The following is a 25,925-nucleotide window of genomic DNA, read 5'->3' as shown; positions in this document are numbered from 1 at the left end:
CTGTCGGGGGAGGGGGAATCGTGAGGGCGGCGAAGCAGGCGCGGAGCGCTGAGTTGAGCCGGGTCACGCTGGTCGGGGAGCGGCGGCGGGTGGACATCGTGCTGCCCGCCGACGAGCCGGTCGGCCGGCTGCTGCCGGATGTGCTGCGGCTGGTCGACGACCAGGTGGCGGACCGGCCGACGCTGCGGCATCTGGTCACCGCCGAGGGGGTCGTCCTGCCGCAGGACGCCACGCTCACGTCCGCGGCGGTCCCGGACGGCGCGGTGCTGCGGCTGGTACGGGAGCGGGACGTTCCGGCGGCGCCGGTGGTGCACGACGTCACCGATGAGGTGGCAGAGGATCTGGACCTCCGGGCATGGCGGTGGTCGGCGGCGGCGCGGCAGTGGACCGCGAGCGCGGCCACTCTCGCGCTGGCGCTGGCCGTCGGGCTGCTGGCGCGGCGCGGCCTCCCCGACTCCGGCGTGGCCACCGCCCTGGCCGTGGCGGCCGTGGCGGCGGCACTGACCGGGGCCGCGGCCGCCCGGCTGCGCAACCGGGACCTCGGCGCCACCCTCGTGCTCACCGGCGGCGCCCTCGGCGTGCTCGCCGCCTGGACGGCCGCGGACGCCCACGGCTGGGGCGGCGCGGCGCGGCTCGCCGGGGTGGCGGGGGCCGTTGTGGTGACGCTGTTGCTGCTCGGGGTCTCGGCCACGGTCGGGCGGGGCGCGTACATCGGCGCCGGGGCCGTCGTGGTCACCGGCGGGCTGTGGGAGGCCGTCGCCGCGGTGCAGGACGGGGCCCACGCCGATGCCCAGCAGGCCCGGTTGGGCGCGGTGCTCGCCGTGGTGTCCGTGGTGGCGCTCGGCCTTCTGCCACGCGTGGCACTGACCGCCGCCGGGCTCACCGGTCTTGACGACCGGCGCTCGGGCGGGGCGTCGGTCAGCCGGCACGAGGTGGCGACCGCGCTCGCCGCCACCCACCGGGGGCTGGTGTTCGCCACCCTCGTCACCGCGGTGTCCGCCACCGCCGCCGGGCTGCTCGCCGTCGGCGACGCCTCCCCATGGACGGTGCCGCTCACCGCGGTGCTCGCGGTCGTCCTGCTGTCCCGGTCGCGGGCGTACCCGCTGGCGGCCGAGGTGGTGGCGCTGCTCGCCGCGGCCATGGTGCTGCTGGTGCGTCTGGTGGTGCTCTGGCTCGACACCACCGACGGCCGACCGTACGGGCCGCTGGCCGCGCTCGCCGTCGCCGCGCTGCTCCCGCTGGGCGTGCTGACCATACGGCCTCCCGAGCATGTCCGCGTCCGGCTCCGGCGGATCGTGGATCTGGTCGAGGCGGTCGGCGTCATCGTGCTGTTCCCACTGGTGGTCGGGGAGTTCGGGGTGTATGGGCGATTGCTGGACGCGTTCTAGCGCCGGTTCCCGGCCGTTGTCGTTGCCGTAGTCGACCGTTGTCCGTATCCGAGCCGAGGGGAGGCGTCATGGGCGCAGGGGATTGGCAGAGCGATGTGCTCCACCAGTTGCGGAACACGCCTGCCTCCAAGGGCCCCGGGCCCTCCAGGGCTGCCGAAGCCGATGTCCGGGGCGCGCCCAAGGCTGACGCCCCCAAGGCTGACGCGCCCAAGGGTGACGCCCCCAAGGCTGACGCGCCCAAGGGTGAATCGTCCAAGGCTGACGCACCCAAGGCTGAATCGTCCAAGGCTTTGGATGGTGGCCCTGACTCCAAGGACTCGGAAGGTTACAAGGCGCTGCGCGCTCTGATGGCTTCGGGCGCTCCCGAGGCCGGGGAGGCGTCCGGCGGTTCGGGAGCTGCCGAGGCCCACGCCGCCCCCGCCCCCGCCCCACGGCGGGTGGAGGTGGCGACGGGCCCGGATGCCCCCGAACCCGCCGCACTCCCCGCCCCCGCCGGACCTCCCGCACCCCCCGCCCCCGCCGATCGGTGTCCCCAGGCGCGCCCCCAACACCTGCCCGCCCCCACACCCGTGCCGCCCGTCGACCCTCGGCTGGCCCTCGCGCAGGGCAGGCTTCGCAGTGGGGACCCGGTCACTCGCCGCGCCGGGCGCACCCTGCGGCGGCTGGTCGCCGCGTCTGCCTCGCGTGAGGTGGAGGAGGCCACCGAGGTCGCCCGCGCGTTGCAGCAACCGGTGACCACCGGGCGGCAGATCGCGGTGAGCAGCATCCGGGGTGGCGCGGGCAAGACCACCGTCGCGGCGCTGCTCAACCTCACCTTCGCGCACTACCGCCAGGACCCGGTCCTCGTCGTGGAGGCCGACCCGGCGCTGGGCAGCCTGCCCATCCGGCTCGGCGCCGAGTCGGTCCGCTGGACCTGCGCGGACGTGGCCCGAGTCGTTTCTCCCTCGATGCAGTTCGCGGAGGTCACCGGCTATCTGGTCCAGCTGCCCGAGGGCGGCTGGCTGCTGCCCGGGAGCCAGGGCCGCATCGGCACTCCGCTGGACATCCGGGCCTACCGCACCGTGACCATGGCGCTGCGCCGCTACTTCGGTGTCACCGTCGTCGACTGCGAGACGCTGCCGGGGGAGCTGGCGCGTACGGCCCTGGACACCGTGCAGGCAAGGGTGCTGGTGGCGCCCGCCACCCTGGAGGGCGTGGCGAGCACCCGCACCGTCCTGGACTGGATGGCGGCGGTGCCGCGGCCCATGCTGCCCGGCACGGTGGTCGCCCTCACCGAGTCCTCGCCCGACACCGCGCTCGACCTGGACGTGGCCCGCGCCCACCTCGCCGAGAGCGGGGTCGAGGTGATGGCCATCCCGTACGACCGCCAACTGGCCGCGGGCGGCGCCATCCGCACCGGGCTGCTCGCGCACAGCACCCGGCTGGCCGCGGGCCGCCTGGCCGCCGCACTCCTGGACCGTGCCGTGCGCGACAGGGGAGGACGGCGATGACAACGCGCCTGGTGCACCGGCCCGCCCGCGCCACCCGCCCGCTGCCCGAGCCCGAGCCGCGCACCATCGAGGCCCCGCCCAACCTGCCCGAGGGCAAGGCGGCGGGGGCCGCCATGTCGCTGCTGCCGATCGCCGGGGTGATGAGTTCGGTCGTCATGATGACCGTGCTGCGCAGCGGCCAGTTCGCCGCGATCGGTGCCCTCGTCCTCGTCGTCACCGTCGTCGGCGCCCTGGTGCTGCTGTTCTCCCAGCGCGGCCGTGCGCAGCGCACCCGCCGTCAGCAGCGCGAGCGGTATCTGGAGTATCTGGAGGAGCTGCGCGAGGAGCTCGGCGCCGAGGAGCGGGCCTGGCGCGCCACCGCGCGGCTGCTCGACCCGCCGCCGCAGGCCCTGTACGACGTGGTGCGCGACCCGGCCCGGCTGTGGGAGCGGCGCCGCACCGACCCGGACTTCCTGCGGGTGCGGATCGGCACCGGCGAGATGCCGCTGCGGCCGCTGACCGTGGCCCGGCAGTCGGGCAGTGTGCTCACCCCGCCCGACCCGTTCATGCTCAACGAGGCAGGCGCCCTGGTCGGGCGCTACGCACTGGTCACCGATCTGCCGCTGACCGTGCCGCTGGACCGCGTGGGCAACGTCAGCGTGGTGGGGGAGCGGGACGCGGTGCTGCGGGTGGTGCGGGCGCTGCTCGTCCAGACCGCCGCCACCCACGCCCCCGACGACGTGGCCCTGGCGCTCGCCGCCCCCGGCGACCGGGTCGAGCGGGACTGGGCCTGGCTCAAGTGGCTGCCGCACCTGCTGGACGCCGAGGAGCGCGACGGGCCGGTCGCCGCCCGCCGGATCGCCCCCGACCTGCCCCAGCTCGCCCGGCTCCTCGGCCGCGACCTCCGGCAGCGCGCCGCCTACGCGGCCGAGGTGCGGCGCGGCCTGTCCGGGGCGGACGCGCTCGGGCTCAGCGGCCGGCTGCTCGTCATCAGCGATGACCACGGCGAGGAGGCACGGGAGCTGCCGCGCCCCGACGAGGCCGTGGCCCACCGCGAGATGGGCGTCACCGTGCTCCACCTGGTCGCCGAGCGGGTGCAGGAACCGGGCGAGGTGGCGATCCGCATCACCGTCGGCGAGGACGAGGTGGTCGTGGAGGACCTGCGCGGCGGGCATCCGGCGGGCGCCCACGGCACCGTGGACGACGTCACCGCCGCCGGGGCCGAGGGGCTGGTCCGGATGCTGGCCCCGCTGCGGCTGTCGGCCGAATCCCTCGTGGACGCCCCGCTGTCCGGGCCCGTCGACTTCCCGCAGCTGCTGGGCATCGACGACCCCGGCGCCCTGGACCTGGCCCGTGCCTGGGCACCCCGCGGCGAGCGCTCCTTCCTGCGGGTGCCCATCGGCGTCAACGACGCCCACGAGCCGGTGCTGCTCGACCTGAAGGAGTCCGCCGAACTGGGCATGGGCCCGCACGGCCTGTGCGTCGGCGCCACCGGCTCCGGCAAGAGCGAGCTGCTGCGCACCCTCGTTCTCGCCCTGGTGGCCGGCCATCCGCCACAGGACCTGGCGCTGGTGCTGGTCGACTACAAGGGTGGCGCGACCTTCGCCCCGTTCGACGGGCTGCCGCACGTGGCCGGCGTCATCACCAACCTGGAGAACCAGGCCGGGCTCGTGGAGCGGGTGCACACCAGCCTCGCGGGCGAGGTCAAGCGCCGTCAGCAGGTGCTCAAGGACGCGGGCAATGTCGCCGACATCTCGAGTTACGCGGCGGTGCGCGAGACGACGAGGCCCGACCTGGAGCCGCTGCCGCACCTCTTCGTCGTCATCGACGAGTTCGGCGAACTCATCACCGCCAAGCCCGACTTCATCGATCTGTTCCTGTCCATCGGCCGGATCGGCCGCAGCATCGGCGTCCATCTGCTGCTGTCCAGCCAGCGCATCGAGGGCGGCAGGCTCAAGGGCCTGGACACCTACCTCTCCTACCGGCTGGGCCTGCGCACCTTCTCCGCCGACGAGAGCCGCACCGTCCTGGACACCACCGACGCCTTCCACCTGCCGCCGCTGCCCGGCTTCGGCTACCTCAAGGTGGACACCACGGCGTACGAGCGGTTCAAGGCCGGGTACGTCTCCGGCCCGTACCGGGGTCCGGCGCTGCGCACCGTGGAGGACACCGGACCCGCCATCCACCCGTACCCCGCGTACAACACGCTCGCCGGGCCGGAGGACTCCGCGCCCGCCGAGGACGACGCGCCCGGCGCGGGCAAGCGCACCCGGGACCCCGGGCCGACCGTGCTGTCCGTGATGGTCGACCGGATCAGGGGCGCCGCCGACCCGGTGCGCCGCATCTGGCTGCCGCCGCTGCCCGCCGCGCTCGCGCTGGACGCGGCGGCGGGGCCGGTGGAGGTCGACGCGGCCCGCGGCATGCAGTTCGTCCGGCGCCCGGGGACGATGCGGGTGCCGCTGGGGCTGCTGGACGACCCGGGGCGGCAGTGGCAGGGGCAGTGGATCCTCGACCTCACCCTCGCCGGCGGCCACGCCGCCGTGATCGGCGGCCCGCAGTCCGGCAAGACCACGCTGCTGCGCGCCCTCGCGCTCTCCCTCGCCCTCACCCACACCCCGCGTGAGGTCGGGATCTACGGTCTCGACCTGGTCGGCGGCGGTCTGCAAGCCCTCGCCGCGCTGCCGCACGTCGGTGGCGTCGCCGGGCGGGCCGACCGGGAGCGGGCCACCCGCACGGTCGAGGAGGTGCGCGGCATGCTGGACGCCCGCGAGGAGCTCTTCCGCGAGCACGGCATCGACTCGATGGAGCGGCTGCGCGCCCTGCGCGCCGGCGGATCCCTGCCCGAGCTGGCGTCCACCGACATCGTGCTGCTCATCGACGGGTTCGGGGCACTGCGCGACGACTTCGAGGCCCTGGACGACGCCGTGGGCGACCTGCTCAGGCGCGGCGGCGGGTACGGCATCCACGTCGTGGCCGCGATGCTGCGCTGGAACGACGTGCGCATCGGCCACCAGTCCACCTTCGGCACCCATATCGAGCTGCGGCTGAACGACGCGGGCGACAGCAGCATCGACCGCAGGCTCGCCGAAACCCTCACCCCCGACGACGCCGGGCGCGCCCTGACCGACCGCAAGCTGTTCGCGCAGACCGCCCTTCCGCGCCTGGACGGCCATGCCTCCACCGCCGATCTGGGCGCGGCCGTCGAGCAGACGGCCCGGTCCATCGGCGCGGCCTGGCCCGGGGAGACGGCGCAGCGGGTGCGGGTGCTGCCCGCGCGGCTCCCCGCCCGGTCGCTGCCGTCGGCCACGTCCCAGCCGCGCCGGGTGCCGATCGGGGTCGACCAGACCGCGCTCGCGCCGGTGCTGCTCGACCTGTTCGACCGCGACCAGCACCTGCTGATCCTCGGGGACAACGAATGCGGCAAGACCAATCTGCTGCGGCTGATCGCCGACGGCCTGGCCGCGCGGTACTCCGACGAGGAGCTGGTCTTCGGGATCATGGATCCGCGGCGCGGGCTGCGCGAGGTGGTGCCCGAGGCGTACCAGGGCGGCTATGCGTACAACGCCCGGATCTGCGAGGGGCTCGCCGCGGGCATCGCGGGCGAGCTGGCCAAGCGCATGCCGGACGAGACCACCGGCACCCCGCCGCCCGCCGCGGGCCCGGCGTACGACGGGCCCCGCATCGTCATCCTCGTCGACGACTACGACATCCTCACCACCGCGGGCCAGCAGCCGCTTCAGCCCTTCCTGCCGTATGTGCCGCACGCGCCCGACATCGGGCTGCACTTCGTCGTCGCCCGGCGGGTGGCGGGCAGCTCCCGGGCCCTGTACGAGCCGTTCCTGATGACCTTGCGGGAGAGCGGCACATCGGCCCTGGTGATGGCGGGCGACCGGATGGAGGGCCAACTGTTCCCGGGCGTGTACGCGTCCGCGCAGCCGCCCGGGCGCGGACTGCTGGTCCGGCGCGGTGAGCCCGACCGCCTGGTCCAGACGGGATGGGTGGAGCAGGAGCGGCACCCGGAGGAGGACGGCCGATGACCAAGGACGTGATCGCGCTCACCGAGCGGATGCCCGACGTCTGGAGCCTCGTCGCCGGGCTGTTCGCCGGGGGCCCCGGCCTCGACGTGCGCTCGGCCGGCGAGGGCGCGGTGCTCCAGATGTGCGACGAGGCGGGCCGCCCGCTGGTGTCCGTGGAGGCGCCGCTGCTGGTGCGGGTCGCGGGCGAGGCGGCGCGGCTGCTGGGACCCGAGGCCGGGGACACCGGCGTGCCCGTGTGGTGGACCGAGGCCAGGGCCGCCACCGGAGTGGAGCGCGCCGAGCTGCTGGCGGCGTCCTTCGCGCGGCGTCTCGCCGGGCTGTGCGGCGGCTCGGTCTGGCCGTCGGCCGCGGCGGCGGACGCCGAGGCCGCACAGCCCGGCGCCGGTGCCGCGGCCGCCGCCCCGGCCGCGGCCCAGCCCGCCGTCGACGTGCTCACCGAGCGTACGGCGGTGGTGCTCCAGGACAGACCCGTGGTGGCCATGACGGCCTGGCTCTCGGACGCGATACGGGCCGCGGCCGCGAGCGACCGCGCCGTCCAGATCGTGACCCCCGCGACCTCCCGGCTCAGCCTGCCCACGCGCCTGTCGCTCACCGGGCTGCCGTCCCGCTGGGTGGTGTGCGACGACGAGGGCGGCGGCTATTACGACGGGCTGTCCGGCGCCCTGCTGCGCTGGCACGACGGGGGGTTCACCCCGGTCGAGGCGGAACCGGAGCGCACTCCGGTGGCCCGGGCCTTCCTCGAGGGCGCCGAGGACACCGGGGAGCGCCAACTCGCCCTGTCCTTCCGCACCGTGCAGCCGGCCGAGGAGCGGCTCGTCCTCGGTGGGCCCCTCGAGGCGGCCTGGGCCGCCGTCACCGGTGGTCCACCTGAGGGCTGGAGCACCGCCGAGCCCGTCAATCTGCCCTGGTCGTGCGAGGCCCTGACCGCCCTCGCCCGCGACCGCGCCCCGGAGAGCACCTGGGTGGTCGCGGTGGGCCGTGCCGACCGGCCCGCGATCGCCACGCTGCGCGTGGAGCGGACCGCCCGGGGCGTCGAACAGGACGTGACGCTGGCCTTCGGCTACGGCCCCGGCGAGAAGCCGCCACTGGACGCCCTGCCCGACCTCGCGGCCACGCTGGTGACCGAGCACCGGCTCCAGTCGCTGCTGGTCCAGCTGCGGGCCGCCCGCCGCGACCTGAGCCTGCCCGCCCGCCTCGAACCGCCCGCCGTCCCGGTCGGCTTCGCGCTCGGAGCCGACGAGGCGCGGGACGTCGGCCTCACCTTCGCCCGGCGCACACCGCTGCCCGCCCAGCCCGTGCCGCTGGGGCCCGCGGCCCGCCCGGGCTTCTACTATCCGCTCGGCGACGGGAGTTCGCCCTCGAGCTGGGCGCTGTTCGAGCAGCTCATGCGCCATCTGAGGCAGCCGGGCTGAGGCGTCGCCGGGCACCTGGGGGGCACTCGTGCGCGCATTACTTTGTCCTGAGACAGGAGAAAGTCGGAGCCAATTGCGGCGCAAGTTCTTCCCACTCCCGACAACCGCTGCTACGTTCCCCGTGCAAGCCCGGCCACGTGGATGCCGATGACGGCGGGAGGGGCAGCGTGAGGCGCATGACGGCACGACCGGCCAACGCGCATCAGGCGCGATTGCTTCGCCTGCTGCGCGACGGCGGCCCCAACTCCCGTGCTCAGCTGGGCGATGAGATCGACCTGTCGCGTTCGAAGCTGGCCGTGGAGATCGACCGGCTGCTGGAGACCGGGCTGGTGGTCGCGGACGGGCTGGCGGCCTCGCGGGGCGGCCGGCGTTCGCACAACATCCGGCTCGCGCCCGGGCTGCGGCTGCTCGGCGTGGACATCGGCGCCACCTCCGTGGACGTCGCCGTGACCAATGCCGAACTGGAGATTCTCGGCCACCTCAACCAGCCCATGGATGTGCGCGAGGGGCCCGTCGCGGTCTTCGAGCAGGTGCTGGACATGGCCGCGAAGCTCCGGGCGTCCGGGGTGGCCGAGGGGTTCGACGGGGCGGGCATCGGGGTGCCGGGACCGGTGCGGTTCCCCGAGGGCGTGCCCGTGGCGCCGCCGATCATGCCGGGGTGGGACGGCTTCCCCGTACGGGAGGCGCTCAGCCAGGAGCTCGGCTGCCCGGTCATGGTCGACAACGATGTGAACCTCATGGCGATGGGGGAGCAGCACGCGGGAGTCGCCCGTTCCGTCAAGGACTTCCTCTGCGTGAAGATCGGCACCGGTATCGGCTGCGGGATCGTCGTCGGCGGTGAGGTCTACCGCGGTACGACGGGCAGCGCGGGCGACATCGGCCACATCCAGGCCGAACCCGACGGCCGCCCCTGCGCCTGCGGCAACCACGGCTGTCTGGAGGCGTACTTCGGCGGCGCGGCGCTGGCCCGCGACGCCGAGGAGGCCGCTCGCGACGGCCGGTCCGCCGAACTCGCCGCCCGGCTGGAGGAAGTGGGCAGCCTCGCCGCCACCGACGTCGCCGCGGCGGCCTCGGCGGGCGACGCGACCGCGCTCGACCTCATCAGGGACGGCGGCACCCGTACGGGCCAGGTCATCGCCGGGCTCGTCAGCTTCTTCAACCCCGGTCTGGTGGTCATCGGCGGCGGTGTCACCGGGCTCGGCCATACGCTGCTCGCCGCCATACGGACCCAGGTCTACCGCCAGTCCCTGCCCCTGGCCACCGGCAACCTCCCCATCGTGCTGGGCGAACTCGGCCCGGCCGCCGGGGTTACCGGCGCCGCCCGCCTGATCAGCGACCACCTCTTCTCACCGGCCTGACCGCCTGATGGCCACCACCGCATGACCGCCTGACCCCGTCCGGTCCCGGCCGGGCCGCACCTCGGCACAGCGCAGCAGCACGGCATCCGCACCGCATCGCACCGCCCCTCGGCGTACGCCACGTCGAGGCACGAGCCGCACCACCGAGCCGTACACCACCCGGCACCAGATCCCACCGGGCCGCGCCGCTACCCGGTCGCGCCCCGCCACCCCATCACGGCACCGCCACATCACCGCCACGCCCCCGCGCACCCGCACGCCCAAGCGCCCCGCACGCCCAGCGACCCGCACCGCATCCGAGCGACAGCACCGCATCCGAGCGACAGCACCGCATCCGAGCGACCGCACCGCATCCGAGCGACCGCACCGCATACGAGCGACAGCACCGCATCGAGCGACCCCCGCCGAGGAGGCCCGCCATGGCACCGGCACCACCCGACCCGCGCCCACTCCTCACCATGTCCGCGATCACCAAGTCCTTCCCCGGCGTACGGGCCCTGGACGGCGTCGACCTCGATGTCGAAGCGGGCGAGGTGCACTGTCTGCTCGGCCAGAACGGCGCGGGCAAGTCCACGCTGATCAAGGTGGTCGCCGGGGCGCATCAGCCCGACAGCGGCGAGATCCTCTGGCGTGGCGAACCGGTCACCCTCAAATCGCCCATCGCCGCCATGCGCCTCGGCATCGCCACCATCTACCAGGAACTCGACCTGGTGGAGGGGCTGTCCGTGGCCGAGAACGTCTTCCTCGGCCATGAGATGGCCACCGGAGGGTTCGTCCGCTCCCGCGCGGCCCGCACCGCCACCGCCGCCCTCCTCACCCGGCTCGGGCACCCCGAGATCGACCCGGGGCGGCTGGTGGGGGACCTGTCCGCGGCCGGGCAGCAGATCGTCTCGATGGCCCGCGCGCTCTCCCACGACGTCCAGCTGATCGTGATGGACGAGCCGTCCGCGGCCCTCGACCCCGACGAGGTCGACAACCTCTTCCGCATCGTCGGCGATCTCACCGCCGCCGGGGTCGCCGTCGTCTACATCTCGCACCGGCTGGAGGAGATCCGCCGGATCGGCGACCGCGTCACCGTGCTCAAGGACGGTCGCGCCGCGGCCCGCGGGCTGCCCGCGCGCACCACCCCGACCCGCGAGGTCGTGGCGCTGATGACGGGCCGGGACGTGGAGTACGCGTTTCCGCGCCGCACCACGGCGCCGCCGGTCGCCACCGCCACGCCCGTGCTGCGGCTGGAGAACCTGGGCCGGGCGGGGGAGTTCGAGCCGCTCGACCTCGAGGTGGCGCCCGGCGAGATCGTCGGGCTGGCCGGACTCGTCGGCTCCGGGCGGTCCGAGATCCTGGAGACCGTCTACGGCGCCCGCCGCCCCACCTCGGGCCGGGTCGTGGTGGACGGCCGCCCGCTGCGCCCCGGCAGTGTGACCGCCGCCGTGCGCGCCGGGCTCGGTCTCGCCCCCGAGGAGCGCAAGGCGCAGGCGCTGCTGATGCTGGAGTCCGTCACCCGCAATGTCTCGGTCTCCTCGCTGACCCGCTTCTCCCGCGCCGGATGGGTGGACCGCGGCGCGGAGCGGGCGGCGGCCCGCCGCTGCGTCCGCGATCTGTCGCTGCACCCCGACGACCCGGAGCGGCCGGTGCGCACCCTGTCCGGGGGCAATCAGCAGAAGGCCGTACTGGCCCGCTGGCTGCTGCGCGGCTGCCGGGTGCTGCTGCTGGACGAGCCGACGCGCGGGGTGGACGTGGGCGCCCGCGCCGAGCTGTACGCGGTGATCCGCCGACTCGCCGACGACGGCATGGCCGTCCTTCTCGTCTCCAGCGAACTGCCCGAAGTCCTGGGCCTCGCCGACCGGGTGCTGGTGCTCCGCGAGGGCCGCGTCGTCCATACGGCGCCCGCGCGGGAGCTGGACGAGCACCGGGTCCTCGATCTCGTCATGGAAGGGAGCCCGTCGTGAATTCACCCGGGAGCAGGCCGGCGTCGCCGCCTCCGGCCGACCCCGCCCCGGTACCGGGCGCGGGCGCCACGCTGACGGCCGGTCCGGTCGGCAAACCGCCGGCCGGCCGTACCGACACCGATCCGCTGAGCAGGCTGCGGCGCCTGGCCGACCTGCGCAACCTCTCGCTCCTCGGGGTGCTGGCGGTGCTGGTCGCCGTCGGCGGCTTCACCAAGCCCGATGAGTTCCTCAGCACCGACAACCTCCAGCTCGTGCTCACCCAGGCGTCCGTCATCGGTGTCGTCACCGTCGGCGTGACGTTCGTCATCACCAGCGGCGGCATCGATCTGTCGGTCGGCGCGATCGTCGCGCTGGCCTCGGTGTGGGCCACCACGCTCGCCACCCAGGACTACGGGCTCGGCGGCATCCTGCTGTGCGCGGTCCTGGTGGGGCTCGGCTGCGGACTCGTCAACGGGGTGCTCATCGCGTACGGCGGGATGGTCCCGTTCATCGCCACCCTCGCGATGCTCGCCTCCGCCCGTGGCCTGGCCCTCCAGATCAGCGACGGCAAGACCCAGGTCGTCACCGTCAACCAGGTCCTGGACCTCGGGCTCCCGGACGCCTACGTCCTCGGCATACCGCCGCTGGTGATGATCTTCGCCGCCGTCACCGTGGTGGGCTGGCTGGTGCTCAACCGCACCACCTTCGGCCGGCGCACGGTCGCCATCGGCGGCAACGCGGAGGCGGCCCGGCTCGCGGGCATCGACGTCAAACGGCAGCGGCTGCTGCTGTATCTGCTCTCCGGGCTGTGCTGCGGTGTCGCCGCCTTCATGCTGGTCGTCCTCACCGGCTCGGGCCAGAACACCAACGGCAACCTCTACGAACTCGACGCCATCGCCGCCGCGATCATCGGCGGCACGCTGCTCAGCGGCGGCCGCGGCACCATCACCGGATCGGTCCTCGGCGTCCTCGTCTTCACCACCATCACCAATCTGTTCGCCCTGAACAACCTTCAGAGCGATGTCCAGCAGATCGCCAAGGGCGCGATCATCGTCGCCGCCGTCCTGGTACAGAAGGGTCGTTCGACGCCATGAGGTATGCCAAGAGCTCCTCCTCCGCCACCAGTCGCAGAAACCTCCTCCTGGGCACCGCCGCGGCGGGCGCGCTGTTCGCCGCCGGGTGCACCAGCAACGAGAACAACGACGACGGCGACAACGCCAAGCAGGCCGCGAACACGGCCAATGACAAGCCCGGTAAGGCGGTCACCATCGGCTTCGCCGGGCCCCAGGCCGACCACGGCTGGCTCAACGCCATCAACGAGCAGGCCAAGCGGCGCGCCAAGGAGTACAAGGACGTCACCCTGGAGGCCACCGAGGGCTCCAACGACACCGCCCAGCAGATCGGCCAGATCGAGACCCTCATCAACAAGAAGGTCGACGTCCTGGTCATCCTGCCCGCCGACGGCAAGGCGCTCACCCAGGTCGGGCTCAAGGCCATGCGGGCGGGCATCCCGGTGGTCAACCTCGACCGGATCTTCGCCTCGCCGCAGGCGTACCGCTGCTGGATCGGCGGCGACAACTACGGCATGGGTCTCAACGCCGGGCGCTACATCGGCGAGCAGCTCAAGGGCAAGAAGAACGCCAAGGTGATCGAGTTGGCGGGGATCGACAACCTGGAGCTGACCCGGCAGCGCACCGAGGGCTTCAACGACGCCCTGAAGAACTACCCCAACATCAAGAAGGTCGGCCGCCAGGCCGCGGAGTTCACGGTCGAGTCGGGCCAGGCGAAGATGGCCCAGCTGCTCCAGGCCCACTCCGACTTCGACGCCCTGTGGAACCACGACGACGACCAGGGCGTCGGCGCCGAGCGCGCCATCAAGCAGGCCGGGCGCGATGACTTCCTCATGGTCGGCGGCGCGGGCGCCAAGCACGCCATGGACGCCATCAAGGCCGACAACAGCGTGCTGAAGGCCACCGTGCTCTACCCGCCCACCATGGCCGCCTCCGCCATCGACCTCGCCCGCGCACTCGGCCAGGGCAAGGGCGTCGGCGGCCTCGCGGAGCTGGAGATCCCGGCTTCTCTCACTCTCTACTCCGCCGTCGTCACCAAGGACAACGTGGACGAATACCTCCCCACGGGATTCAGCTGAGCCCTGTTGAGGGCCAGACCCCCCACCTCGCGTCGGTTTGCGATCGTCAGAAGGAGTCCCATGGAAAATCCTGAAGCGAAGACACTCGGCGTCGGCATGGTCGGCTACGCCTTCATGGGCGCGGCCCACTCCCAGGGCTGGCGCACCGTCGGCCGTGTCTTCGACCTCCCCGCCCGCCCCGCGATGTCCGCGGTCTGCGGGCGCGACGCGGACGCCGTACGGGCCGCCGCGGACCGGCACGGCTGGGCCGCCGCCGAAACCGACTGGCGGGCGCTGATCGCCCGGGACGATGTGCAGGTGGTCGACGTCTGCACCCCCGGCGACAGCCATGCCGAGATCGCCATCGCGGCCCTGGAGGCGGGCAAGCACGTGCTGTGCGAGAAGCCGCTCGCCAACTCCGTGGCCGAGGCCGAGGCCATGGTGGAGGCGGCGCGGCGGGCGCGGGAGCGCGGCCAGGTGGCGATGGTGGGCTTCAACTACCGCCGCGCGCCCGCGATCGCGTACGCCCGCCGGATGGTGGCGGACGGGCGGATCGGCGTGCTGCGGCACGTGCGGGTCACCTATCTCCAGGACTGGATCGTCGACCCGGAGTTCCCCCTGGTGTGGCGGTTGCGGCGGGAGTACGCGGGCTCCGGCGCCCTGGGCGACCTGGGTTCGCACATCGTCGACCTGGCGCAGCATCTGGCCGGGGAGCGGCTGATCGGCGTCTCGGCGCTCACCGAGACGTTCATCCGGGAGCGGCCGCTGCCCGCCGGCGCGGTGGCCGGGCTCGGCGGCTCCGGGGCGGGCGGGGCGGCGCGCGGGCCGGTGACGGTCGATGACGCGGCGCTGTTCACCGGGCGGTTCGGCTCCGGAGCGGTGGCCTCGTTCGAGGCCAGCCGGTTCGCCGCGGGCCGTAAGAACTCGCTCAGGATCGAGCTCAACGGCGATCGCGGTTCGCTCGCCTTCGATCTGGAACGCCTCAATGAGCTGTCCTTCCACGACCACACCGAGCCAGCCATCGACTCCGGCTTCCGCCGGATCCTGGTGACCGAGCCCGACCACCCCTACCTCGAGGGGTGGTGGCCGCCGGGCCACGCCCTCGGCTATGAGCACACCTTCGTCCACCAGGCGCGGGACATGGTGCTCGCGATCGCCGACGGCACCGGCCCCGAGCCGTCCTTCGAGGACGGGCTCCAGGTGCAGCGGGTGCTGGCCGCCGTGGAGGAGAGCGCGGAGAAGAACTGCGTCTACACCCCCGTACCCGTCTGAGGAGGAGGCCGGAATGCCCAGACCCTTCACGCTCTTCACCGGCCAGTGGGCCGACCTTCCCCTGGAGGAGGTCTGCCGGCTGGCCCGTGACTTCGGCTACGACGGACTGGAACTCGCCTGCTGGGGCGATCACTTCGAGGTGGACCGGGCGCTCGGCGAGTCCGGCTATCTGGACGGGCGGCGCGAGCTGCTGGAGAAGTACGGTCTCAAGTGCTGGGCCATCTCCAACCACCTGGTCGGCCAGGCCGTGTGCGACTCGCCCATCGACGAGCGCCACAAGGCCATCCTGCCCGCCCGGATCTGGGGCGACGGCGAGGCGGAGGGCGTACGGCGGCGGGCCGCCGCCGAGATGGCCGACACCGCACGCGCCGCGGCCGCCTTCGGGGTCCGCACCGTCATCGGCTTCACCGGCTCCTCCATCTGGCATCTGGTGGCGATGTTCCCGCCGGTGGTGCCGGGGATGATCGAGCGGGGCTACGAGGACTTCGCCGAGCGCTGGAACCCGGTCCTGGACGTCTTCGACGCCGAGGGCGTGCGCTTCGCCCACGAGGTGCACCCCAGCGAGATCGCCTACGACTACTGGACCACCCACCAGGCGCTGGAGGCCGTCGGCCACCGCCCCGCCTTCGGGCTCAACTTCGACCCCAGCCACTTCGTCTGGCAGGACCTGGACCCGGTCGGCTTCCTGTGGGACTTCCGGGACCGGATCTACCACGTGGACTGCAAGGAGGCCCGGAAGCGGCTGGACGGCCGCAACGGCCGCCTCGGCTCCCATCTGCCCTGGGGCGATCCCCGCCGCGGCTGGGACTTCGTCTCCGCGGGCCATGGCGATGTGCCGTGGGAGGACGTGTTCCGGATGCTGCGCTCGATCGGCTACGACGGTCCGGTGTCGGTCGAGTGGGAGGACGCCGGGATGGACCGGCTCACCGGCGCCCCGGAGGCGCTGGCCCGGCTGAAGCACTTCGACTTCGACCCGCCGACGGCGTCGTTCGACGCGGCCTTCGGCGGCGGGGACAAGTAGCCCGGCCCGTCCGGGCATCGAGGACCCGTCCCAGGGCCCCTGGGTGGGGGACCGCACACCGCGCCCCCACCCAGCTTTGTCCTGCCCGTGGATGAAGCAGCAGCTGTTTTGTGTCAAAGGGGTTTCCGGACCGGACAAACCCCGCTACGGTCCTTGAGATGTACCGGTCACCCAGGGCCCCTCGCCCCGGACCGGTCATCCCGGCGCGACGGCGCGCGCCTGTGCCAGTCACGGCGGCCTGACGGCCCGCCCGTACCCCCCTCTTTCCACGGAGGATCAGCGTGCACAGGAAAAGGCTTCGACTGCGCGGACCCCTCGCGCTCGTCACGAGCGCACTGCTCGTCGGCGCGGGGCTCGCGTTCACCGCACCCCAGGCGGGCGCGGATCAAGCGGACCAACCGGCCCCGGCAGCCGAGCAGTTCCAGCAGGTCACCCTCGCCAAGGGCGTGGAGGAGACCGGTGAGCCCATGACGCTCGCCGTGCTCCCCGACCGCTCCGTGCTGCACACCTCGCGCGACGGCACCCTGTGGCTGACCGACGCCACGGGCGAGACCAAGGTGTCCGGCAGGCTGCCCGTCTACTCGCACGACGAAGAAGGGCTCCAGGGCGTCGGCATCGACCCCGGCTTCGCCGACAACCGCGCCATCTACCTCTACTACGCGCCCCCGCTCGACACCCCCGCCGGTGACGCCCCCAACGAGGGCACGGCCGCCGACTTCGCCAAGTTCGACGGCGTCAACCGCCTCTCCCGCTTCACCCTCAACGCCGATGGCACCCTGAACACCGGCAGCGAGAAGAAGGTCCTGGACGTCCCGGCGTCCCGCGGCATCTGCTGCCACGTCGGCGGCGACATCGACTTCGACGCGGACGGCAACCTGTACCTGTCCACCGGCGACGACACCAATCCGTTCGCCTCCGACGGCTTCACCCCCATCGACGAGCGGGAGAACCGCAACCCCGCCTACGACGCCCGGCGCTCCGCGGGCAACAGCAACGACCTGCGCGGCAAGGTCCTCCGCATCAAGGTGGCCGACGACGGCTCGTACACCATCCCGGACGGCAACCTCTTCGCGCCCGGCACCGAGAAGACCCGGCCCGAGATCTACGCGATGGGCTTCCGCAACCCCTTCCGGATCAGCGTGGACAAGCCGACCGGCACGGTCTACGTCGGCGACTACGGACCGGACGCCGGCGCCGCCAACCCCGAGCGCGGACCGGGCGGCGCGGTCGAGTTCGCCCGGGTGACCAAGCCCGGCAACTACGGCTGGCCGTACTGCATCGCCGACAACAAGCCGTACCGCGACTACGACTTCGCCACCGGCACCTCCGGCCCGGCCTTCGACTGCGCCGCGCCCAAGAACACCTCGCGGTACAACACCGGGCTCACCGATCTGCCGCCCGCCCAGCCCGCCTGGATCCCGTACGACAACGACTCCGTGCCCGAGTTCGGCTCCGGCTCCGAGTCCCCGATGGCCGGGCCGGTCTACCGCTATGACGCCTCGCTCGACTCCCCGGTGAAGTTCCCCGAGTCGTACAACGGGAACTTCTTCGCGGGGGAGTTCGGCCGCCAGTGGATCAAGCGGATCGAGCAGGGCGCCGACGGGGCCGTGCAGAAGATCAACGACTTCCCGTGGTCCGGCACCCAGGTCATGGACTCGGCCTTCGGCCCGGACGGCGCGCTGTACGTCCTCGACTACGGCCTCGGCTACTTCAACGGAGACGAGCACTCCGCGCTGTACCGGATCGAGAACGCCACCGACGGCCACTCGCCCATCGCCGAGGCGAGCGCCGACCGCACCTCCGGCAAGGCACCCATGAAGGTCGCCTTCTCCTCGGCGGGCACCTCGGACGCCGACGGCGACACCCTCGCCTACAACTGGGACTTCGGCGACGGCACGACCTCCACCGCCGCCAACCCCACCCACACGTACAGGAAGAACGGCACCTTCACCGCGACCCTCACCGTCAAGGACCCCACCGGCCGCACCGCCAGCGCCAATGTGCACCTCACGGTGGGCAACACCGCGCCCAAGGTGACGCTGCAACTGCCCGCCGACGGCCAGCTGTTCACCTTCGGCGACGAGGTCCCGTTCAAGGTCAAGGTGACCGACCCCGAGGACGGCACCGTCGACTGCGCCAAGGTCAAGGTGACCTACATCCTCGGCCACGACAGCCACGGCCACCCCGTGACCACGGCGAACGGCTGCTCCGGCACCATCAAGACCAACGCGGACGGTGAGCACGACCCCAACGCCAACATCTTCGGGGTCTTCGACGCCGAGTACACCGACGGCGGCGGGGGTGGCCAGCCGCCGCTGACCACCCACGACCAGTCCATCGTCCAGCCCAAGCACCGCCAGGCCGAGCACTACGGGAAGAGCCAGGGCGTCTCGGTGATCAACCACACCCCGGCCAACGGCGGTAAGACGGTCGGCAACATCGAGAACGGGGACTGGATCTCCTTCACCCCGTATGCGCTGGGCAACGCCAAGGACTTCACCGCACGGGTCTCCTCGGCGGGCGCCGGCGGCACGCTGGAGATCCGCAGCGGCTCCTCGACCGGACGGCTGCTCGGCACCGTCACCGTGCCGGTGACCGGCGACTGGGAGACCTTCCAGGACGTCAAGACGACGCTGAACAAACCCCCGGCCGGTACCACCACGCTGTCGCTCGTCTTCAAGGGCGGTGCGGGAGCGCTCTTCGACGTGGACGACTTCACGATCGGCACCGGCTGACGCCCGGGGCCCGGGGCGGCGGCCGTACGCGACCGCCGCCCCCGGCCCGGGAGGAAGGAGCACGACGGATATGCACCCGCACACCTCTTCGCACCCCAGACCCGGCTCCGGAACCGCCTCCGGAACCCGCTCCGGAACCGGCTCCGGACCTGGCTCCGGAACCCGCTCCGGAACCGGCTCCGGACCTGGCTCCGGAACCCGCTCCCGGCGTGGGGCGCGGCTCGCCGCCGTCGGGGCCACGCTGCTGCTCGCCCTGACGGCCCTGCCCGCCGCCGCGTCCGGGGCCGCCGCCTCCGGCGCCGCCGACGACGACCGGGTCCTGGTCTTCTCCAAGACGGCCGGTTTCCGCCACGACTCGATCCCCGACGGCATCGCCGCCATCAAGGAACTCGGCGCGCAGAGCGGCTTCGCCGTCGACGCCACCGAGGACGGCGCGGCCTTCACCCCCGACAACCTGGCCCGCTACGACGCCGTCGTCTTCCTCTCCACGACCGGCGACGTCCTCGACACCGCCCAGCAGTCCGCGTTCGAGGGCTATGTGCGGGCGGGCGGCGGCTACGTCGGCGTCCACGCGGCCGCCGACACCGAGTACGACTGGCCCTTCTACGGGGGCCTGGCCGGGGCGTACTTCCAGTCCCACCCGGCGATCCAGCGGGCCACCGTGGACGTCGAGGACCGGGCCAACCCCGCGACCGCGCATCTGGCGCCGACGTGGGAGCGGACAGATGAGTGGTACAACTACCGCACCAATCCGAGGGAGCGGGTGCGGGTCCTCGCCACGCTCGACGAATCCTCGTACCAGGGCGGCGCGATGGGCGAGGACCACCCCATCTCGTGGTGCCAGGAGTACCGGGGCGGCCGTGCCTTCTACACCGGGTTCGGCCACACCAAGGAGTCCTACGCCGACCCCGCCTTCCGGCAGCACCTGCTCGGCGGCATCCGCTACGCCACCGGTGCCGCACACGCCGACTGCCGCCCCGAGCAGGGCTACCGCCCGCTCTTCGACGGCACCTCGACGGACGGCTGGAAGCAGGCGGGCCCGGGGGGCTTCACCCTCGACACCGCGTCCGGGACCCTCAGCTCGACGGGCGGCATGGGGATGCTCTGGTACGACGCGCGCGAACTGCGCTCGTACTCGCTCAAGCTGGACTGGAAGATGGCGGGCGACGACAACTCCGGTGTCTTCGTCGGCTTCCCCGCCTCCGACGACCCCTGGTCGGCGGTCAACAATGGCTACGAGGTGCAGATCGACGCCACCGACACCCCCGATCACACCACCGGCTCGGTCTACGGCTTCCAGTCCGCGGACCTCGCCAAGCGGGACGCGGCGCTGAACCCGCCGGGGGAGTGGAACACCTACGAGATCCGGGTCCAGGGTGAGCGGCTGCGGATCTGGCTCAACGGCGTGAAGATCAACGACTTCACCAACCGGGACCCGGCGCGCAGCCTGCTCCAGGGCTACGTCGGCATCCAGAACCACGGGGAGGGGGACGAGGTCTCCTTCCGCAACATCCGCGTCAAGGACCTGCCGGCGAAGGGCGGCGGCCACCACCAGCACCACCACGACGGCTAGGCCCCCGGTCCGCCGTCCCGACGGCCCGAGGGGAGCCGTGGGGACGGCGTGGCGGCGGGCAGGAGTACGCCGCCTCCTCCCGCCGCCACCCCCACCACCATGTCCAGCGCCGGAACATGGACGGCCCCGGGTCACCCGCCCGGCGGCTCCCGCCGCCCCGCCCCGGCCCCGACTCCCGGGCGCGGGGCGGCCTCGGCCACGCCCGCCCGACCACACCACTCCCGCGCCACGACCGAACCGGCGCCATCGACGCGGATCCGCGCCACCCCGAACCACCTGCGCAACCCACGCCCAGCCCCCGGGAGGCAGCCAGTGACCACCCGTCCCGACGACATCACCCCACTCCGCGACGCACCCCGTACGGGGGTCTGGCTCATCGGCGCTCGCGGTTCCGTCGCCACCACCGCCGTGGCGGGCTGCGCCGCCGTCGCCGGGGGGCTTCAGCCGCCGACCGGAATGGTCACCGAGACCGCGGCGTTCGCGGACAGCGGCCTGCCCGCGCTCGCCGACCTCGTCTTCGGCGGGCATGACACCGCCGCCACCCCGCTGCCCAAGCGGGCCGAGGCGCTGGCCGCCGACGGGGTGCTGCCGCACGGGCTGCCCGCTGCCGTACGCGGCGAACTCGCCGCCGCCGACGCGGCCGTCCGCCCGGGCGGGCCACAGCCCGGCGACGGCCGTGGCGAGGAGGAGCTGATCGCGGCGTTCGCGGCCGACCTCGCGGAGTTCATCCGCACACACGGCCTCGCCCGCGCCGTCGTCGTCAACGTCGCCTCCACCGAGGCGGCCCCGGAGGACGCCGGGACGCTGCCGCCCAGCTCCCTCTACGCGGCCGCCGCGCTGCGCGCCGGATGCCCGTACGTCAACTTCACGCCCTCCACCGGGCTCCACCACCCCCGCCTGCGCGAGCGGGCCGAGCGCTCCGGGCTGCCGTACGCGGGGCGCGACGGCAAGACCGGGCAGACGCTGCTGCGGTCGGTCCTCGCGCCGATGTTCGCCCAGCGGGCGCTGGCCGTACGGAGCTGGTCCGGTACGAACCTCCTCGGCGGCGGCGACGGCGCCGCGCTCGCCGACCCGGGCGCCGCGGCGGCCAAGAACGCGGGCAAGGCGCGGGTCCTCTCCGACACTCTCGGCGAACTCCCCGACGGTGAGCTGCACATCGACAACGTGCCCGCGCTCGGCGACTGGAAGACCGCCTGGGACCACGTCTCCTTCGAGGGCTTCCTCGGCTCGCGGATGATCCTCCAGACCATCTGGCAGGGCTGCGACTCGGCCCTCGCCGCGCCGCTCGTCCTCGATCTGGCCCGGCTGACCGCCCGCGCCCATGAGGCCGGCCTCACCGGACCGCTCCCCGAACTCGGCTTCTACTTCAAGGACCCGGACGGCGGCCCGGCCGCCCTCGCCGACCAGTACGCGGCGCTCATCGGCTTCGCCGGGCGGCTGCGGGGCCGGTCGTGACGGGCGAGGCGGGGGAGCGGGGGCCCTTCGGGACGTGGGGCGACTGGGCCGAACTCCTCAGGGTGTCGGCCCTGTTCACCGTGCCAGGTGACGCCCTGGCGGGCGCGGCCGCGGCCCGGCGCGGCCCCAACCGGGGCACGGCGCTCGCGGTCTGCGCGTCGCTGTGCCTGTACGAGGCGGGCATGGCGCTCAACGACTGGGCGGACCGGGACATCGACGCCGTGGAACGCCCCGGCCGCCCGCTGCCGTCGGGCCGTATCGCCCCGGCCGCGGCGCTGACCGCCGCGACCGGGCTGACCGCCGCCGGGCTGCTCTGCGCCGCCGCCGCGGGTCGCCCGGCCCTCGCCACGGCGACGGCCCTGGCGGGCACGGTGTGGGCGTACGACCTGGGGCTGAAGAACACCCCCGCGGGCCCGCCCACCATGGCCGCCGCCCGCGCACTCGACCTCCTCCTCGGCGCCACGGCCTCCGCCGGGCACCTCCGCCCGGCCCTCCGCCCGGCCGCCCTCCTGGGCGCCCACACCCTCGCGGTGACCGCGGTCTCCCGCCGCGAGGCGACCGGCGGCTCCTCGACGGCCCCCCTCGGCGCCCTCGCGACGGGAGCGGCGATCGCCTGGTCCGCGACCAGACGCCCGGCCCCCGCCGCGGGGCGCGGCCCCGGGATGGGCCACGGCGCGCCGGTCGCGGTGGTGAACGGAGCCACCAGCGGCGCTCCGGCGGGTGCCATGGCCACCGGTGGCGCGGCCGCCGGTGGTGCCATCGCCGCACTCGCCAGGGGGCTCGCCCCCGCGGGGCCACGCCGTGCTGGTCCGGCAAGGCTGCTCGCCGGGGCCGCGACCGCGCCGGCTTCTCCGAGCCGGGGCAACCGCCCCGGTTGGCGGCGGGCCCCTCGGCGCGCCCTCACACAGGCGGGCCGCCTCCCTGCCGTGGGCGGCGTGTCCACGTCGGGGCGAGGCTCCTCTGGGGGCGAGGCCGTTGGCCGGACGGTCACCGGCTTGTGGAGCCGGAGCGCGGCGGCGCGGCACATGGCCGCCACCGTCCGGGCGGCCACGTTGCCCAAGCCCGCCGCATCCCCCCCGGCCGCCGTCCAGGGCGCCACGGCCGCCGTTGCCCGGGAACTCAGCATGGGCGTACGGGCAGGGCGGGGCGGTCCGGCGAGGAGGCTCGTCGCTACGGTCGTGGCGGGCCGACGCGTGGCGGTCGCGGCGGCCGCCGGGCGGGGCGGTTCGCCGGGCGGGCCGCGTGCCGGGGCGGGGTTGCGCCTGACCGTCGCCTCGGGCGGCGCGGCGGCCGAGCGTACGCGTCCGCGCGGCCGCATTGCCGCCGTGGCCGGGGTCGGCCTCGTGGGCGGTCGTGCCGGGGGCGCGTTGCCCCGGAGCGCCCCCTCGCGCGGCGCGGCGGTCAGCCGCTTCGCGGCCGTCGCCGGGGTAGCCCTCGCGGGCGGGTACGTGGCCACGGTCGCCCGGCCGTTGGCGCATGCCGCGCTCAACCCGTCCCCGTACCTCCTCCAGCGTGCCGTCGGCAGCGGCATCCGCGCGATGATCCCGCTTCAGGCCGTGCTCGCCTCCCGCGCCGGGGCGCACCGTACGGCCGCGGGGCTGCTCGCGCTGATGCCCGTCGCCCGACGGCTGTCGAGAAAGGTCAGCGCGACATGAGCCGCACCGGCGACCCCGGCCGCCCCGCCCCGGAACCCCTGCGCTTCGCCTACGGCACCAACGGTCTGACCGACCTCCGTCTGAGCGACGCCCTCGCCCTCCTCGCCGACCTCGGCTACGACGGCGTCTCGCTGACCCTCGACCATATGCACCTCGACCCGCTCGCCCCGGACCTCGCCGCCCGCACCCGCCGCGTCGCCCGTGACCTCGAGCGGCTCGGCCTCGGTGTCGCGATCGAGACCGGTGCCCGGTATGTGCTCGACGCCCGGCGCAAGCACCACCCCACCCTGCTCGACCCGGACCCCGAGGCCCGTGGCGCCCGGGTCGATCTGCTGCTGCGGGCCGTACGGGTGGCGGGGGACCTCGGCGCCCCGGCCGTGCACTGCTTCAGCGGGGTGCTGCCGCCCGGTGAGCCCGCGGAGACGGCGTGGCGGCGGCTGGCGGACGCCCTCGGGCCGGTGGTCGTGGCCGCCGCGGCGGTGGGCGTCTCCCTCGCGATCGAGCCGGAGCCGGGGCATCTCCTCGCCGACCTCGCCGGGTTCCACCGGCTGCGCACGGCGCTCGGCGATCCGGCCGCCCTCGGGCTCACCCTCGACATCGGCCACTGCCAGTGCCTGGAACCCGACCCGCCCGCCGAGTGCGTCCGCGCGGCGGCGCCCTGGGTGCGGCATGTGCAGATCGAGGACATGCGGCGCGGCGTGCATGAGCATCTGCCGTTCGGCGAGGGGGAGATCGACTTCCCGCCGGTCCTGGAGGCGCTGCTCGCGGCGGGGTACCGGGGGCTCGTCGGCGTCGAGCTGCCCCGCCACTCCCACGCCGGTCCCGAACTGGCCCGCGCCTCGCTGCGGTTCCTCAAGGACGCGGAACGGGCCGCGAGCGAAGGAGGCGTCCGATGCTGACCGTGACCGAGCTCCGCGCCGCCGTGGAGCGGCGGCTGGACGAGGCGGGCCGCGCCTGGCTGGACGGCGCCCTGACGGACGCGGCGACATCCGGACCGCGCCCCGACGCGCCCGGCCCCGCCCGCTGGGAGCTGGACTTCGCCTCCGCGGGCCGCCACGTCCGCACCCCCCGGACCGCCGCGGACGACCTCGCCCCCCAACCCGCCGCCGACGACCTCGCCCCCCACGACCTCCCCGACGCCGCCCGCGTCCTCATCCTCCACGCCGCGCGCGCGGACGCGTCCACCGTCGCGAGGCTGTACGCGCACGGGACGGGCGCCGAGCGCCGGGCCGTGCTGCGGGCGCTTCCGCATCTCGGGCTCTTCGCCGGGCCCGATGCCGTACCGCTCGTCGAGGACGCCCTGCGGACCAACGACACCCGGCTCGTGGCCGCCGCCGTCGGGCCGTACGCCGCTCGGCACCTCCCGCCGCACAGCTGGCGGCAGGCCGTGCTCAAGTGCCTGTTCACGGGTGTGCCCCTCACCGCCGTGGCCGACTGGGAGCGGCGGGCGCACGGGGACGCCGAGCTGGGCCGCATGCTCGGCGACTACGCCCGTGAGCGCACCGCCGCCGGGCGCCCCGTGCCCGGCGATCTCGACCGCGTACTGGCCATGACCCGCGCCCTGCCCGGCGCGCCCCGCGCCCTGACCCGCGAGGAGTCCTGATGCGCATCTTCGATCCCCACATCCATATGACCTCCCGCACCACCGACGACTACGAGGCCATGTACGCCGCGGGGGTGCGCGCCCTCGTCGAGCCGTCCTTCTGGCTCGGGCAGCCCCGCACCTCGCCCGCCAGCTTCTACGACTACTTCGACTCCCTCCTCGGCTGGGAGCCCTTCCGGGCCGCCCAGCACGGCATCGCCCACCACTGCACCCTCGCGCTCAACCCCAAGGAGGCCAACGACCCGCGCTGCGCCCCCGTCCTGGACGAGCTGCCGCGCTATCTCGTCAAGGACGGCGTCGTGGCCGTGGGCGAGATCGGCTACGACTCGATGACCCCCGCCGAGGACACCGCTCTCGCCGCCCAGTTGCAGCTCGCCGCCGACCACGGGCTGCCCGCCCTCGTCCACACCCCGCACCGCGACAAGCCGGCCGGGCTGCGCCGCACCCTCGACGTCGTCGGGGAGTCCGCGCTGCCCCCGGACCGCGTCCTCGTGGACCACCTCAACGAGACCACCGTCAAGGAGGCCAAGGACAGCGGCTGCTGGCTGGGCTTCTCGGTCTACCCCGACACCAAGATGGACGAGGAGCGGATGGTCGCGATCCTGCGCGCGTACGGGCCCGAGAAGGTCCTGGTCAACTCCGCCGCCGACTGGGGGAGGAGCGACCCGCTCAAGACCCGCAAGGTCGGCGACCTGATGCGTGCCGAGGGCTTCAGCGAGGACGACGTCGACCTGGTGCTGTGGCGCAACCCGGTCGCGTTCTACGGGCTCAGCGGCCGTCTGGACCTGGACCTCGACGCCGAGGAGACCGCGGCCACCGCCACCCACGAGGGCAACTCCATCCTGCGCGGCGGTGGCGCCCCCGCCGCCGCGCCGACGGAATGGTGAGGAG

At 74.0% G+C, this 25,925-nt stretch carries 16 protein-coding genes and 1 pseudogene; all 17 read left to right on the top strand.

The annotated features are described in order from the left end of the window. Positions 1–17 precede the first annotated feature (17 nt). The 17 genes and pseudogenes from eccD (at position 18) to KHP12_RS14615 (ending at position 25,921) form a co-directional block, all read left to right on the top strand. A complete protein-coding gene (gene eccD / locus KHP12_RS14695; protein WP_086884458.1) occupies positions 18–1,388 on the top strand; it encodes a type VII secretion integral membrane protein EccD in 1,371 nt (456 codons plus the stop codon). 68 nt (positions 1,389–1,456) lie between these two features. Next, complete coding sequence (locus KHP12_RS14690; protein ID WP_211833037.1) at positions 1,457–2,878, top strand: CpaE/TadZ family protein; 1,422 nt, start codon at positions 1,457–1,459, stop codon at positions 2,876–2,878. Beyond that, a complete protein-coding gene (gene eccCa / locus KHP12_RS14685) occupies positions 2,875–6,894 on the top strand; it encodes a type VII secretion protein EccCa (protein WP_086885692.1) in 4,020 nt (1,339 codons plus the stop codon). Before KHP12_RS14690 ends, eccCa begins: the two co-directional genes overlap by 4 nt. Continuing rightward, positions 6,891–8,306 (top strand): DUF6177 family protein, encoded by a 1,416-nt coding sequence (locus KHP12_RS14680; RefSeq protein WP_210610103.1) that lies wholly within the window; start codon positions 6,891–6,893, stop codon positions 8,304–8,306. The genes eccCa and KHP12_RS14680 overlap by 4 nt, the downstream gene beginning before the upstream one ends. A 176-nt stretch (positions 8,307–8,482) precedes the next feature. Further along, on the top strand, positions 8,483–9,664 hold the full coding sequence (locus KHP12_RS14675) for an ROK family transcriptional regulator (RefSeq protein ID WP_037957794.1): 1,182 nt from the start codon (positions 8,483–8,485) through the stop codon (positions 9,662–9,664). Between the two features lie 419 nt (positions 9,665–10,083). After that, on the top strand, positions 10,084–11,613 hold the full coding sequence (locus KHP12_RS14670) for a sugar ABC transporter ATP-binding protein (protein WP_086885569.1): 1,530 nt from the start codon (positions 10,084–10,086) through the stop codon (positions 11,611–11,613). Between the two features lie 125 nt (positions 11,614–11,738). Continuing rightward, positions 11,739–12,686 carry an ABC transporter permease gene (locus tag KHP12_RS14665; protein WP_244203351.1) on the top strand — a complete coding sequence of 316 codons (948 nt, stop codon included), beginning with the start codon at positions 11,739–11,741 and terminating at the stop codon, positions 12,684–12,686. Then, positions 12,683–13,741 (top strand): substrate-binding domain-containing protein, encoded by a 1,059-nt coding sequence (locus tag KHP12_RS14660; protein WP_086885567.1) that lies wholly within the window; start codon positions 12,683–12,685, stop codon positions 13,739–13,741. The genes KHP12_RS14665 and KHP12_RS14660 overlap by 4 nt, the downstream gene beginning before the upstream one ends. A gap of 60 nt (positions 13,742–13,801) precedes the next feature. After that, positions 13,802–14,992: a Gfo/Idh/MocA family protein gene (locus KHP12_RS14655; RefSeq protein ID WP_086885566.1), complete on the top strand. Its 1,191-nt coding sequence runs from the start codon at positions 13,802–13,804 to the stop codon at positions 14,990–14,992. A 13-nt stretch (positions 14,993–15,005) separates the two neighbouring features. Next, on the top strand, positions 15,006–16,013 hold the full coding sequence (locus tag KHP12_RS14650) for a sugar phosphate isomerase/epimerase family protein (RefSeq protein ID WP_020867529.1): 1,008 nt from the start codon (positions 15,006–15,008) through the stop codon (positions 16,011–16,013). Between the two features lie 281 nt (positions 16,014–16,294). Then, complete coding sequence (locus tag KHP12_RS14645) at positions 16,295–18,748, top strand: carbohydrate-binding protein (protein ID WP_086885565.1); 2,454 nt, start codon at positions 16,295–16,297, stop codon at positions 18,746–18,748. Positions 18,749–18,818: 70 nt separating this feature from the next. Next, positions 18,819–20,321, top strand: a complete 1,503-nt coding sequence (locus KHP12_RS14640) for a ThuA domain-containing protein (RefSeq protein ID WP_211833036.1) — start codon at positions 18,819–18,821, stop codon at positions 20,319–20,321. Between the two features lie 312 nt (positions 20,322–20,633). After that, positions 20,634–21,776: an inositol-3-phosphate synthase gene (locus KHP12_RS14635; protein WP_086886553.1), complete on the top strand. Its 1,143-nt coding sequence runs from the start codon at positions 20,634–20,636 to the stop codon at positions 21,774–21,776. Further along, positions 21,773–22,408 (top strand): annotated as a pseudogene (locus KHP12_RS53800) (SCO3242 family prenyltransferase); the annotation flags it as partial. The gene KHP12_RS14635 and the pseudogene KHP12_RS53800, both read left to right, overlap by 4 nt. Positions 22,409–23,427: 1,019 nt before the next feature. After that, positions 23,428–24,330, top strand: a complete 903-nt coding sequence (locus KHP12_RS14625) for a sugar phosphate isomerase/epimerase family protein (RefSeq protein WP_086886438.1) — start codon at positions 23,428–23,430, stop codon at positions 24,328–24,330. Then, positions 24,324–25,034, top strand: coding sequence for an EboA domain-containing protein (locus tag KHP12_RS14620; RefSeq protein ID WP_210610109.1), 711 nt, complete (start codon positions 24,324–24,326; stop codon positions 25,032–25,034). The genes KHP12_RS14625 and KHP12_RS14620 overlap by 7 nt, the downstream gene beginning before the upstream one ends. Beyond that, positions 25,034–25,921: a TatD family hydrolase gene (locus KHP12_RS14615; RefSeq protein WP_086886105.1), complete on the top strand. Its 888-nt coding sequence runs from the start codon at positions 25,034–25,036 to the stop codon at positions 25,919–25,921. Before KHP12_RS14620 ends, KHP12_RS14615 begins: the two co-directional genes overlap by 1 nt. Positions 25,922–25,925: the final 4 nt, after the last annotated feature.

This window comes from Streptomyces asiaticus (genome assembly GCF_018138715.1).
Taxonomy (GTDB): Bacteria; Actinomycetota; Actinomycetes; order Streptomycetales; family Streptomycetaceae; genus Streptomyces; species Streptomyces asiaticus.
This window is presented reverse-complemented; position numbering and strand designations above follow the sequence as displayed.

Excerpts from the sequence above, each read along its gene's own strand:
- KHP12_RS14690 (WP_211833037.1), top strand. The coding sequence starts at position 1,457 with ATGGGCGCAGGGGATTGGCAGAGCGATGTGCTCCACCAGTTGCGGAAC.
- eccCa (WP_086885692.1), top strand. The coding sequence starts at position 2,875 with ATGACAACGCGCCTGGTGCACCGGCCCGCCCGCGCCACCCGCCCGCTG.
- KHP12_RS14680 (WP_210610103.1), top strand. The coding sequence starts at position 6,891 with ATGACCAAGGACGTGATCGCGCTCACCGAGCGGATGCCCGACGTCTGG.
- KHP12_RS14675 (WP_037957794.1), top strand. The coding sequence starts at position 8,483 with ATGACGGCACGACCGGCCAACGCGCATCAGGCGCGATTGCTTCGCCTG.
- KHP12_RS14670 (WP_086885569.1), top strand. The coding sequence starts at position 10,084 with ATGGCACCGGCACCACCCGACCCGCGCCCACTCCTCACCATGTCCGCG.
- KHP12_RS14660 (WP_086885567.1), top strand. The coding sequence starts at position 12,683 with ATGAGGTATGCCAAGAGCTCCTCCTCCGCCACCAGTCGCAGAAACCTC.
- KHP12_RS14655 (WP_086885566.1), top strand. The coding sequence starts at position 13,802 with ATGGAAAATCCTGAAGCGAAGACACTCGGCGTCGGCATGGTCGGCTAC.
- KHP12_RS14650 (WP_020867529.1), top strand. The coding sequence starts at position 15,006 with ATGCCCAGACCCTTCACGCTCTTCACCGGCCAGTGGGCCGACCTTCCC.
- KHP12_RS14640 (WP_211833036.1), top strand. The coding sequence starts at position 18,819 with ATGCACCCGCACACCTCTTCGCACCCCAGACCCGGCTCCGGAACCGCC.
- KHP12_RS14625 (WP_086886438.1), top strand. The coding sequence starts at position 23,428 with ATGAGCCGCACCGGCGACCCCGGCCGCCCCGCCCCGGAACCCCTGCGC.
- KHP12_RS14620 (WP_210610109.1), top strand. The coding sequence starts at position 24,324 with ATGCTGACCGTGACCGAGCTCCGCGCCGCCGTGGAGCGGCGGCTGGAC.
- KHP12_RS14615 (WP_086886105.1), top strand. The coding sequence starts at position 25,034 with ATGCGCATCTTCGATCCCCACATCCATATGACCTCCCGCACCACCGAC.